8 protein-coding genes are annotated in these 12,633 nt (G+C 56.4%); 2 read left to right on the top strand and 6 right to left on the bottom strand.

Features of this window, described 5'->3' with window-relative positions; translation table 11 throughout:
- Nucleotides 1-665: 665 nt before the first annotated feature.
- Both FBR45_RS03945 and FBR45_RS03940 read right to left on the bottom strand, forming a co-directional pair.
- Nucleotides 666-1,847, bottom strand: a complete 1,182-nt coding sequence (locus tag FBR45_RS03945; protein ID WP_138499511.1) for a tyrosine-type recombinase/integrase — start codon at nucleotides 1,845-1,847, stop codon at nucleotides 666-668.
- Between the two features lie 46 nt (nucleotides 1,848-1,893).
- Nucleotides 1,894-2,856 carry an alpha-E domain-containing protein gene (locus tag FBR45_RS03940; protein WP_077924060.1) on the bottom strand — a complete coding sequence of 321 codons (963 nt, stop codon included), beginning with the start codon at nucleotides 2,854-2,856 and terminating at the stop codon, nucleotides 1,894-1,896.
- 198 nt (nucleotides 2,857-3,054) lie between these two features.
- Here FBR45_RS03940 and FBR45_RS03935 point away from each other — a divergent pair, with 198 nt between their 5' ends.
- Nucleotides 3,055-3,819: an NIPSNAP family protein gene (locus FBR45_RS03935; protein ID WP_138499509.1), complete on the top strand. Its 765-nt coding sequence runs from the start codon at nucleotides 3,055-3,057 to the stop codon at nucleotides 3,817-3,819.
- Between the two features lie 84 nt (nucleotides 3,820-3,903).
- On the opposite strand, the gene FBR45_RS03930 is transcribed toward FBR45_RS03935, so the two are convergent.
- Entirely contained in the window at nucleotides 3,904-4,518 is a 615-nt protein-coding gene (locus tag FBR45_RS03930) for a DUF3267 domain-containing protein (protein ID WP_171044828.1), read from the bottom strand.
- A gap of 140 nt (nucleotides 4,519-4,658) precedes the next feature.
- Between FBR45_RS03930 and FBR45_RS03925 the strand changes: the two genes are divergently transcribed.
- A complete protein-coding gene (locus tag FBR45_RS03925) occupies nucleotides 4,659-6,053 on the top strand; it encodes a Gfo/Idh/MocA family protein (RefSeq protein ID WP_138499505.1) in 1,395 nt (464 codons plus the stop codon).
- Nucleotides 6,054-6,064: 11 nt separating this feature from the next.
- On the opposite strand, the gene FBR45_RS03920 is transcribed toward FBR45_RS03925, so the two are convergent.
- From FBR45_RS03920 to FBR45_RS03910, 3 genes are all read right to left on the bottom strand, one after another.
- Entirely contained in the window at nucleotides 6,065-8,497 is a 2,433-nt protein-coding gene (locus FBR45_RS03920; RefSeq protein ID WP_171044827.1) for an OmpA family protein, read from the bottom strand.
- 95 nt (nucleotides 8,498-8,592) lie between these two features.
- The gene (locus FBR45_RS03915) at nucleotides 8,593-10,662 is read right to left on the bottom strand and encodes a DUF5723 family protein (RefSeq protein WP_246082098.1); all 2,070 of its coding nucleotides are present in this window, start codon (nucleotides 10,660-10,662) and stop codon (nucleotides 8,593-8,595) included.
- Between the two features lie 87 nt (nucleotides 10,663-10,749).
- Nucleotides 10,750-12,618 (bottom strand): ABC transporter ATP-binding protein, encoded by a 1,869-nt coding sequence (locus FBR45_RS03910; RefSeq protein WP_138499501.1) that lies wholly within the window; start codon nucleotides 12,616-12,618, stop codon nucleotides 10,750-10,752.
- Nucleotides 12,619-12,633 lie beyond the last annotated feature (15 nt).

Raw genomic sequence — 12,633 nt, 5'->3', positions numbered from 1 at the left:
AATTTTGACTTGTATGAGCCAGATTATAAACAGGATATTATAGATAAAAATAATACCGAAAATTGCCACGAAATCTACTTTCATTTCTGAATTAATTTGCACTCTACTGTAGCTTTTTCTGTCGAACGCTACGAGCCAACTCACTTTTTGTCAGCCTGACCGACCGGGGCGGTTCTCGTGTCGACCGAAACTTGACTAACAAGCCAAAAAGTTGCCTGTCGAGACGTGCACCCTGTCGACCGAAAGCTGACTACTACGTTGTTTTCAGCTTGTTGCAGCACCCAACATAGTATTGTACGCAAGACCGCTTAATATGAAAAGCCTGATAGTCAGCACTTTCATATTAAGCGTTATAATGCCCTTTGTACTTCTACCTATATTTACCTTGTGGTAAGTAAAGGCATTACAAGCATACGTAAAGTAGCAAAACAAGACAACCCGCATGGCAAAAAAAGGTTGTGTTCTTCAACGGGTCGAGCGTATCTGGGACATCGACGGGTTTCCGAACTACTTCTTCGGCCACCATAAACAGCTTTACCGCTTTGACACACGTGGACAGGTAAAAACCAATAAACGAGTCATCATTGGCACTACACAGGGGTATATACTCAGAACTGAATTTTATAGTCTCTCCCAACTCCGCCCACTGCTGCGCCGACATGAGGCTACAGATCATCAAGCGGACTTTTGAGCTTACTGATTTTATCAGCCGTCACGTGCGTGTAACGCATGGTGGTCAGGATGCTCTCATGACCTAATAATTGCTGAATGTACCGTATGTCGGTGCCAGCTTCCAGCAGGTGCGTAGCAAACGAATGCCGTAAGGTATGAATACCGCCACGCTTCCGAATACCGGCCGCCTGCGTTGCCTGCGCATAAACGAGCTGGATGGTCCGGGTTGCCAGCGGCTCGCTGGTCTGACTTTCTTCAAACAAATACGTCCGGGGTTTATACGTGGCTACGTAGTCAGAAAGCAGACCGTCCAGTTTTTCGGAAAGCATTACCGCGCGGTCTTTTCTGCCTTTGCCACCCCGCACGTTAATGAGATGCCGGGTTCGGTCAAGGTCGGTCAGTTGCAGGCTGGCTACTTCGCTAAGCCGCAGGCCGGTGGCATACACCAGCTGAAATAAGGTTCGGTATTTCAGGCTGGTTGTAGCGTTAACTATAGCCTTCACCTCGGCTATGCTATACACGGTAGGCAATCGGCGGGGTTGCCGTGGGTAGTCAACGTCGTAAACGGCTCGGTCTCGCCGTAAAACTTTTTCCTGATAGAATTTCCAGGCGTTTATATGCACGTTGACGGTTGCCGGTCCAAGCCGTTTTACCTGAATCAGAAAAAGCAGGTATTGCTGATAGTCGGCCTTCGCGAGATTTATTAATTCCTGCGGTTGCGTGTACTGAATAAGCGTAATCAGGGCCTGTTTGTAATTTTTGGCCGTTTTTTGGCTGTAGTTGCCAATCTGCATCGCATCGGCAACGGCCACAATGACCGGATGCTGGTCATACGCACGCTGGGGCGGAGCGTACCGAAATGGTTTTCGATGGAAAGCCGGCTGTTGTTTGCCGATGGGCGGCCAGGGCGGATTGGCCGCGTTTTCCACTTCGGAAACGGTTGCCTGGGGCTTGTAAAGCCGTACTACGGCCTCATCGAACCGGCAGTGCTCTTTGCCGAACAACTGGCCCAGCTTTACAACGCTTGCGCGGGTGTTAGGTACTACCCAACACCGGCGACTGTAGCTCCACCGGCGGCCGGGTACCTGCCCAATCTGGTTATTACCGATGGGGTCGGCAGGAAACGAAACGGCTAACAACGACGAATCCTTATCGTCGATACGAATGGTAATCATGTTCAGGAATAGCTTGCTTACAGACAGCTATTCCTGAACATTGTCACTAGGCCTCTACCGGTTTTAGATCAAAATAGGTCTGAAAAATGGCCGTACCCACTTCGTTCGTACGTGTCTGAAACTGATCGAGGTACTGGTGCAGGCCCGCTTTGAAAATGTCGGCGGTTTCGGTGAACTCGATTTCGGTACGAAGCTTTGAGAGAGCCCGTTCGGCGGGGGTACCGAAGCCCTGGGTTGGGTTGTTACCCGATATTTCATACAGCGACAGCTCGGCCTGCCGAATGCAGTGGGCTACCGCCCTGGGAAACATCTTGTCCAGGATCAGAAATTCGACAATGCTGGATGGCGTGAGGCTGCGGTACTGCTGCCGGTGCATGTTATACGCACTGACCGACTTCAGTACGGCCGACCAGATCATGAGGTCGATGGTTGACCCAACGGCATCTACTTCGGGCAGCAGCGTGAAATACTTCACGTCCAGAAAGCGCGATGTTTTGTCGGCGCGCTCCAGAAACCGGCCCAGCCGCCCAAAATGCCAGGCTTCGTTGCGAGTAATGGTTGCGTCGATGATGCCGTAGAACAGCTGGGTGCTGTTGCGTACTTCGGTAAAAAAGTGCTGCGTCTGATTCTGGCCCCACTGCTGCTTGGGAGCCATGTCGCGCACCATGAGGTAGAACTGGTTCAGGTGTTCCCACATCTCTTTGGAGATAGCCTCCCGAATGGTACGGGCGTTTTCGCGGGCGTTGCTCAGACATGACACAATCGAGTTCGGATTCCGCTTGTCGAACGTCATGAACTGAATCACGTTTTCCCGGGTGGGCTGGTCGTAGTATTTCTCGAACAGGTGATTGTCGGCCGTAGCAATCAGCAACGGCTCCCACTGCTGATCTACGTTGGGAGGCAGGTCGAGCGCCAGGTTAAAATTCACGCTCATGAACCGGGCGTAGTTCTCGGCCCGCTCAATATAGCGGTGCATCCAGTAAACAGAGTTGGCAACGCGGCTCAGCATAGACTAAAAGCGTTAGTTATAGGGGTGGGTGACCAACAAAAATAGGGTTTATGCGCTATTCTACAAGTATTGCGGCCCTGGTTTTCGCTTTTCTCCCATAGCGTCGGTAGCTGACCACTCCCCTACCGACCCGTCAGTACGAACCTACATTTCAGTATCAACCACGTCTATCAGTATCGCCTGCCCGTCTTTACCATCATGTCCAGACTATCTTTTTTACTGACCCTTGTCATGCTGTCAGTGTCTACTCTGTATGCCAATGCAGCACCGGGAAAGCCGGCTTCGTCCAGGCTCTACGAAATTCGTATCTACTACCCCACCCCCGGCAAATATGCTGAGATCGTGGATCGGTTCCGGCAGTATACCACCCGGCTCTTTGCGAAACATGGCATGGAAAATATTGGCTACTGGACCCCCACCGATACGAGCCGTAAAGAATTGATTTATATACTGGCCTACCCCGATCGTGAAGCCCGCGAAGCCTCGTGGCAGGCATTCAGTAATGATCCTGAATGGAAAGCGGTGGTGGCCAAAACGGAAGCGAACGGAAAGCTGGTCGACCACGTAGACCAGATTTTCATGACCGAATCGCGCCTGTCGCCAACTATTAAAACGGGCGTCAAAAATCCCGAGCGGATCTTCGAAATGCGTACCTACACCTCGCCCCGTGGTAAACTGACGAACCTGCTGACCCGCTTCCGGGACCATACGATCAAGCTGTTCAGTAAACACGGCATGACCCATATCGGCTATTGGATTACGACCGAAGCCGACGGGAAGCAACCGAAACTCATCTACATCCTGGCCCATCCCAGCGAAGCAGAAGGCCGACAGCATTTCAAGGACTTTGCCGCCGACCCCGACTGGGTCAAAGCCCGCGAAGCCTCAGAAGCCAACGGCAAAATCACCGAGAAAGTCGAGTCGGTCTATATGAAACCCACCGATTATTCCCCGATCCGGTAGAGACGCAACCGCCCGGCGGCCCGGCCATTGCGTCTCATTCGCGTCAGCAATAAGCCATCCGGTCAGGAGACGATAGCCATCCGGTCAGGAGACGCAAGGGCCGGGCGGTTGCGTCTCTACGGGTTCGAAGAAATACGACATGCGTTCGCCTTCTACATCATCATAGGTATAGATGGTGCGGGGGCGGTGTTTGTACCAATACCGGATCAGGACAAAATCGCCGATGCAGGCGCTGCTATGGATGAGCAGAAGACCTATCCAGAACACAGGATAGGCTGGCACGAGTACCCAGCCGACAATCAGGCCGATGGTGATGACCAGGAAAGGCATAACGGCCACAAAGGCCACTTCGCGCATGGTAGCCGGAAAGTGCTGGCTGTAGGCGTATACCATCAGACTTTTCAGGGAATACCCATACCCTACCTTTGGCGCGCCGATGTATTTGAAAGCCAGCCCGTGGATGAGCTCATGAATAGGCAGCAACAAAAAAAGACCCAATACGGCCGCGCCGATCTCCCATAACTCTGTTCCAGCGCCCGATTTGCCCACGCTGCTTACCAGGTAGTAGGTAATAGTAAAACCAAGCCCCCCGCTGATGGCACCTACTCCCATCATGGTCAGTGTTTTCTTCCAGTTTTGCCGGGCGGATTGCTGCGGAGATGGGGCCGTGCCCAGCTCTCGCATAATGAACTGATTCATATCGTCAATCTTAAAAGATTCTATCAGTCGATACTGCCCGGAATGATGTAGTTCGTCAATAGTAGGGCGCATGGATGCAGTCGATTAGTTTTCGTAACAAAGACCCGAACGGCAGGTTCAGTCACCAAAGCTACAACGTTATGAAATTACTCGAACACCTCGCCAATGGGTCGGCTGCCGACACCACAGATACCGCTTTGTCACGCCAGCATTTTCTGCGGCTGGCGGGGCGCAGCGTAGCCGTAGGCTTCGCCGGAAGCCTGGCCGCATCGTGCCAGACGAGCCGGAACCCAACTACGGCCTCGGGCATATACAGTACAGCAGGAGGAGCGTCGGTGCCAAAGCTCCCGGCCACGTCGCCCCCCGCCAACGTACCCGACAAACCCGAAGATCCCGTTAAGCTGGAAGCCTGGAAGGCAAAGACCGAACGGGAGTCGGGCCCTACGCCGACCCCCATGGCCCCGGGTCAGCGCGTTGGCTATGCGCTGGTGGGTCTCGGCCATCTTACCCTGGAAGAGTTGCTACCCGCTTTTGGCGAATGTAAAAAGTCGAGGGTAGTAGCGCTGGTGAGCGGCAATCCGGACAAAATGCGCAAAGTAGCCCGGCAGTATGGCATCAAAGAAACCAGCCTCTACAGCTACGAAACCTACGACCAGCTAAAAAACAACCCGGAAGTTCAGGTCATTTATATTGTGCTGCCCAACGGCATGCACGCTGAATACACCATCCGGGGTGCGCAGGCCGGGAAACATATCCTCTGCGAAAAGCCCATGGCCAACACCCCCCAGGAATGCCAGGCCATGATCGACGCCTGCCAGAAGGCCAACCGAAAGTTGATGGTAGCTTACCGGATTCAGTATGAGCCCAACAACCGCATGATTCGGGAGATGATACAGTCGAAGCGATTTGGTCAGACCAAGTTCGTTGAAGCGTTCAATGTGCAGAACTCAGCCAATCCGGATCACTGGCGCCATAAGAAAGCCCTGGCGGGTGGCGGGGCCCTGCCCGACATCGGCTTGTACTGTCTCAATACGGTCCGCTACCTGCTGGGCGAAGAACCCACCGAAGTGTTCGCGTATCAGCACAGCACACCCGGCGACGCCCGTTTCCGGGAGGTAGAAGAGATGGTCAGCTGGCAGATGCGGTTTCCGAGTGGTATCGTCGCCAACTGCGGCACCCACTACGGTGTTCACGAAACCCGTCGCTACCGGGTCATGGCCGAACGCGGCTGGATGGGACTCGATCCGGCTTTTGCCTATAACGGCCTCCAGCCAGAGGTGTCTTATGCAGACGGAAAAATCGAGCATAAAGAGCAACCGAAACAAGCCGAGAAAAACCAGTTTGCGGCCGAGATGGATCACTTCTCGGACTGCATCCTGAACGATAAGCAACCGTTTACTCCCGGCGAAGAAGGGCTACAGGATCATAAAATCATGGCCGCTATCTACCAGTCGGCCCGCGACGGTCGGCCCGTGAAATTAACAGCCGTGACCAAGAAAGACGCGTTTCGCGGACCGCTGCCGGAGATGCAGTGACCAGCTCGGGGCTAGAGCAGCACAAACTCGACCCGGCGGTTCTTCTTTCGGTTTTCTTCGTTATTGTTCGGCGCTACGGGTTCAGTAGGGCCACGCCCTACGGCCCGGAGCCGCTGTTTGCGAATGCCTTTGCCAACCAGGTAATCAACCACCGACTGGCAACGGTCGCGGGAGAGCTGAACGTTGGCATCGAAGTCGCCCTGGTTGTCGGTATGGCCCTGAATTTCGATACGCATCGACGGATACTGATTCAGTACCTCATACAGCTGATCAAGTTCGGCATACGATTCGGGACGCAGCACCGGGCTGCTCTGATCAAAATACAGCTTGTTGAGCCGGATGCGTTTCCCTTTTTCAACCACACCGAACGCTTTGGTAGCTACCGCCGATACCGAGGTTGCTGCGGTTTCGGGACTCGGAGCTGGTGCTGGCCTAATTCTGCTGGAGTCTGCCTTCTGAACGACTACCGCAACGGGTTTCGCCACCAGCCTGACCACCACCTCGTTCTGCGCTTTATCGATGGTAACGGACCGGCTCAGGTCTTCGTACCCTTCGGCCAGGACGCTAAGCTGGTAGGTTCCTTTGGTAAATACCTCAACGCTGGCCTGCTGCGTACGCGCATCGGTTTTCAACGGCTGGGCCTCTGGCTGGCCAGGCCCAGCCAGCCGGAACTGTGCATTCGGAACGGACTGGCCGGTCTGGCTGTCGACGGCCCGCACCGTCAGGAAAAAACGAATAGCATCCAGTTCCGCGTCGAACTCGTACCGTTTCCCGCCCGCCGGTACGTCGATGCGGAGCGTTCGGCGAATCGACGTATAGCCCGGTGCGCTCACCTCGATCGTCAGGTCATCGTCGGTTGTGTACTGTTGCTCAAGTCGCCCGTCGGGTAGGGTAAACTGTTCCGTTTTCCCGCTGGCTGTCGACGTAATGTCAACGATGGCCGAACGCAGCGGCTGCCCGATGTGCATGGCGAACACTTTAATGGTTAGTATGCTGGGCTGTCGGCGCACGGTATCGGCCAGCACCAGACGAGCGGTATCGGCCAACGCCGGTTGTGACGCCCGTATCCGCTCAACAGCAGGCTCTGCCGGTTTCTGAGCCGCTACGGGCGGGGGTACAGATTCCACAGCAGTAGCCGCCGGCCGCGGTGGTTCGCTTACAATCACAATATCGTCGGCCTGACGGCCGGCTGCGGGCAGGGTGCTGGTTTCGGTACGAATAGATCTCAACCGGAAATGAACAGGAATTACGGCGCAGGTCAGGTAAGCTGCCCGATCGACAGCCCGGCTCATGAGCCGGTATTCTTTCTCATTGACCGACAGCCGGTATCCGTTCGTTATGGGCAGCAGCACCGTATAGCGCCCATCGGCCGGGTTGGTTTCGACTGTAGTGATTACGCTTCCGGAAGCCACGTCGGTCACTACCACCCGGGCCGGCAGGGGCGCGCCCGTCAGCGAATCGGTCACGAACCCCTGCACGGTAGCTAGTTTAAACGGACGGAGTTCTTCGGGAATGGCCGTTGTGTACAGGTCGCCGTCGCTGACGTAGTAGAGCAGATCCCCGCAGGCACTGATGGCTACCGACTGATCGGATCGTTTCGTGTTGATGTACTGTAAGTTCTTCGGCTCTGACCAGCGCCCGTCGGCCTGCATGGTACTCATGTACAGATCGAAATCGCCCATGCCTTTGGTTTTAATCGATGAATACACCAGGGTGCGGCTGTCAGCCATGATCCGTGGCGCTTTCTCACAGTCGAGGTTAACCGGCGGGGGCAGTTCGATCGGGCGTTTCCACTGGCCGTCGCGTCCTTTTTCGGAGACCAGAATGCTGTAGCAGGTATGCCCCTCGCGGGAGCGGCTGGTCAGGTTTTCGCGGACAAAATACAGCCGGCGCCCATCGGCCGAAATACTGGGAAACCCTTCGTAGCCGCTGGTGTTAATGGCTGGCCCGGCGTTGATGGGTGGCCCCCAGCCATCGCGCTGCCGAACGCAGTAATAAATATCCTCACGGCCAAAACCGGGTTTAGTTGGGAAGTTGGCGAAGAAGAACAGGTAATTCCCGTCGTAACTGATGCTGGGCCCGCCAATCAGGGGCGTCATTCCATCGCTATCGTATCGGTTGATCGACTGGATCGGTTCGGGCCGGGTCCACTGCCCGCTCGGGTGCAGATGCGCTTCATAAACCCCGAAAAACTGGGCACTGAGTTTATCGTCGACGGCCTGCTGATCCCCCTCGGCGTTGATACGCGGCACTTTCCGATACGCATTGACAAACAACCCGTAGCGATCCGACTGAAAAACGAGCGTTTGCCCGTCGGCACTCACCGATGGGGCATATTCGATATGGTCACGTAAGTTCAGCGGCTCCGGCATTCGCTTTTTCCCCTGCGCCAGTGCATCGGCACCGGGCACAGTCAGCAGCCCAGTCAGTAGGGCCCTGGCCAAATACCTAAAAACCGGTCGACTCAGGCATTGCCGGAAGCCAATAGTGATCATCATGCAGGTTGTTTTCAGCTATCGACGCGATGCTCGACTCCTTTTTATTCATCTTTGAACGAAACCCGCAAACCGGCTGCAGTGCCCGGCCGGATGGCTACCGAAAAACGAAACCGTTTCGTATCGCCGAAAGCCGTGCCCAGTTCTTCTTTGAACAGATTTGCCACCCGAACCAGCGGCTCCTGATCGCCCCCCGAAAACTCCAGCGTAACGACCCGCTTCGGATTAGCCGACAGGTACGTTTTGAGGTTCCCAATCGCATCATCATCCTGTTTGGGCCCAAGCAGCCAGCGCCGGTTCAGTTGATGGAGCAGAGCGCTTTCGGCGGCCGACAAGCCCGCAACAGGAAGGGGCTCCAGTGCTTTCAGGGCGCAGCCATCCAGCTCTTTCAGGCCTGCTTCGGTGGGGCAGGCGTCCTGACTATCGCGCAGGCCATCCTGGTCCCGATCAGGACAGCCGCCCAGCGCCGGCACACCCGCCACCGTTGGGCATTCATCGTCGTTATTGGCGATTCCGTCGTTGTCCGTATCGGGGCATCCGTTAAACCGGGCCGGGCCGGCTTCGTTGGGGCAGGCATCATTCTTATCGAATATACCGTCTTTATCGGCGTCGGGACATCCTTTTGTTTCGGCGGGTCCGGCATCCTGCGGGCAGGCATCGTCTTTATCCTGAATGCCATCGCGGTCGGTATCGGGGCATCCCTGAAACGTCCAGATACCGGCCAGATCGGGGCAGCGGTCCCGGCGGTTCGACACATAATCGCCGTCGCGGTCGGGCGGTCGCCGGGCACCTATGGGCAGGGCTACACCCGCAAAAACGTGGGCCGACAGGCCGTTATCGCTGAAGAAACCAAGCAGGTTATCGGTACCGACCGTAAACAACCCCACCCGAACGTGGGTGCCGACCGAGAGCTTTCCGAGTGGTTGCCAGTAGTTGCCCGTCACCGAGAACTCGCTGCCCGCCGACTCGTAGCGCGGCCCGAAGGTAATCAGTTCGGCCCGGTGCTGGGCAGCAGCATCGGCGGTGGTCGGTTTCCACCAGGCCGCGCCGAAGAACCACCCCTTCCCCAGCTGCGCATCGGCCTGAACCGAGAAAGTCTGCGGGAGTTTATGGGTCAGATCCCCGATGCTTCCTTCGGGCAGTACGCCCAGCGACTGCGCTACGGCATTGCGTACCTCGGTGGGTGTTTTTGGGGGTTGAACGGCCGCTTGCTGCAGCATACCGGTTCGGGGCTGAACGGTCCATGAGCTGGCATTTTTATACCGGATCGAGCCGATGTCGAGCAGGGCCAGTCCCAGCCGGAACTGGTATTTGGTCTGCGTCACATCGGACATCGGCTTGCCATCCATCTGATACCGGAACGACTCGGCCCGGGGCCTGAACTCATAGGTAACGCCAATATCGAAGCCGCTCCCGCTTCCCGGAACGCTACCCAGCAACACATCGGCCACGTTCAGCTTGCTCAGCGTGGCCAGGTCTGAGTAGGTTGTCTGCAGGCTGTTCAGCGAATAGCTGACCTGGGTAGACGGGGCGCTGAAATCGCCATTGGCCTGCAGGCTGGACGACTGAAGCCCCCGAATGTACTTGTAGGTAAGGCCCGCTTTCACGAAATGCTGCTGCCAGTCGAATACGGGCATGGCATAGGAAAAAGCCACCTCACCGAACGCATCGGAGCTGAGCGCCACGGAGCGGTTACCGGCAGGGAGTGGTGCTTTACTTCCTTCGAACCAGTCTATCAGATCATAGCCCCCCGTCAGGTTGATGTCGGACCGGTAGCGGGTTGTGATCGCAAACGCCTTACTGTCGCGCAGCTGTACCATCAGGCCCGGCCCGCGCAGGTCTGCCTCTTTTACGGCCAGGTCCTGCCCGCGCAGTTTCAGGCTGGCACTGGCAAAAGGAACCGTAGCCAGCGGCAGGCGGGGTTGAGCCGCGGCCTGAAACGACACGGTAGCCAGATTGATATGGGCACCCAGCCGCGAGTCAGCCATTGAAGACGGATTCAGATACGCGCCGTTCGTGCCGGCATAGTTACTGAGCTGATAGGCCGTTAGGCGCTGGGCAAACGCATGGGCAGACAGCAGACACAGTACGAGAGAAAAGAAGAAGTGGGGCATACAGAGAGGAGAAACGTACCCGGCAAAAATGCCGAATTGCGCCCCCGCATCCAAAACTAACCCAGTCTGATTTAGTAAGCGCGCAATCTACTGATAACCACGAGCCTGTAAACCGAACAATTCGGCATAGCGACCGTCTTTTTCGAGTAGTTCATAGTGACTGCCTATTTCGAGCAGAGTCCCGTTCTCCAGCACCAGAATCCGGTCGGCCATCCGAACCGTACTGAACCGGTGGGAAATGATAACAGACGAGCGGCCTTCGGTCAGTTTGATAAACCGCTGAAACACCTCATATTCGGCGCGGGCATCGAGGGCAGCCGTGGGCTCGTCCAGAATGATCAGCTGCGCATCGCGCATGTAAGCCCGGCCCAGCGCTACCTTCTGCCACTCGCCCCCCGAGAGTTCAACGCCTTTGTTGAACGAACGGCCCAGTTGCTGATCGTAGCCGCCGGCCAGTTTGGCGATCACGGTATCGGCCAGACTCCGCTCAGCTGATGTCTCGATGCGCGGCTGGTTGGTTCGTTCGTCGATGTCGCCCACGGCGATGTTGACCCCCGCCGACATTTTGAAGCGTGTATAATCCTGAAAAATAACGCCGATGTTTCGTCGGAGTTCGAGCAGGTCGTACTCGCGCAGGTCATAGCCATCGAGCAGGATACGGCCTTCGGAGGGGTCGTAAAGCCGGGCCAGCAGTTTGACGAGCGTGGTCTTACCGGCGCCGTTTTCGCCAACCAGCGCCAGTTTTTCACCAGCCTGAAGCGTGAACGACAGGTTGCGTATGGCCCAGCGTTCGCTATTGGTGTATTTGAAGCCGACGTTCTCGAACACGAACCCGGTGCGGATGGGATTTGGGAAAGGGCGCGTCGTTGCGGGCGAGTCGATCAGCGGTTTGATCGCAAAATAGTCGAACAGGTCCTGCAGGTAAATGGCCTCCTGAGTCAGGCTGCTGAACTGCAGCAGAATCCCTTCCAGCGAAGCGCGCACCTGCCGGAACGAGCCCGCCAGAAATGTCAGGTCACCCAGCGAAATCTGTCCGTTTACGGCCCGGAGCACAATCCAGACGTAGGCCCCATAGTACCCCGCCGTACCCAATGCCGTCAGCAGCACGCCCCAGCTGGCCCGGCTGACAGCCAGCGCTTTGTTCTTCTGAAAGAACTCGTTCGATAAGGTCCGGAACCGATCGATCAGGAAACCAGACAGACCAAAAATTTTCACTTCCTTGGCCGTTTCATCGCTGGCCCCTACGTAGCGGAGGTAGTCCAGTTCGCGCCGTTCGGGTGTCCAGGAACGCGACAGCGAGTAGCTGCGCTGGTTGAAATAGTTGTCGCCGATAAACGAGGGCGTTACGGCTACCAGAATCAGCAGCAACAGCCAGGGGTTGTACACGGCCAGACCAGCAGCCAGAAAACCGACCGAAATCAGCTCCTGCACCTGTCCGAACACCCCCGACAGCAGCACCGTGCGACCCGTAGTCTGCCGACGGGCGCGCTCCAGCTTATCGTAAAACGTAGCGTCTTCAAACTGTTCCAGATCAAGCGATGCGGCATGCTCCATGAGCCGGATCGAGGTGCGGTTGGCGAACAGATCGCCCAGCAGCCCGTCCATGAGCGACACCGCCCGGCCCAGAGCGGTAGACAAAATAGCCATGCAGAATTCGGCCGCCACCAGCCACCACAGGTAATCGGTATCCTTATCGGTTGTCTGTCCCGCCAGCAGCACCACTTCGTCGATGAGCAGCTTACCCACGTAGAGCGTAGCCGCCGGAATGGCCGCCCGCACCAGTCGCAGGAGTGCATTTCCGATAAAAAGCCCCGGCGACACCGCCCAGACCAGTCGAAAAAAAGCGGGCAGGTTACCCAGGGCGGCAAACCGGTCGCGCCAGCTCAGCTCTTCTTTCCGATCCGTTGGCACCGCACCGTTCGGCAAACCGGCGGGGCGTGTAGTTGTCTTTGCCATATACGAAAAAGACAA

This window comes from Spirosoma lacussanchae (genome assembly GCF_005870035.1).
GTDB lineage: Bacteria > Bacteroidota > Bacteroidia > Cytophagales > Spirosomataceae > Spirosoma > Spirosoma lacussanchae.
The sequence above is the reverse complement of the archived record's forward strand: the minus strand, read 5'-3'. Positions and strand labels throughout refer to the sequence as shown.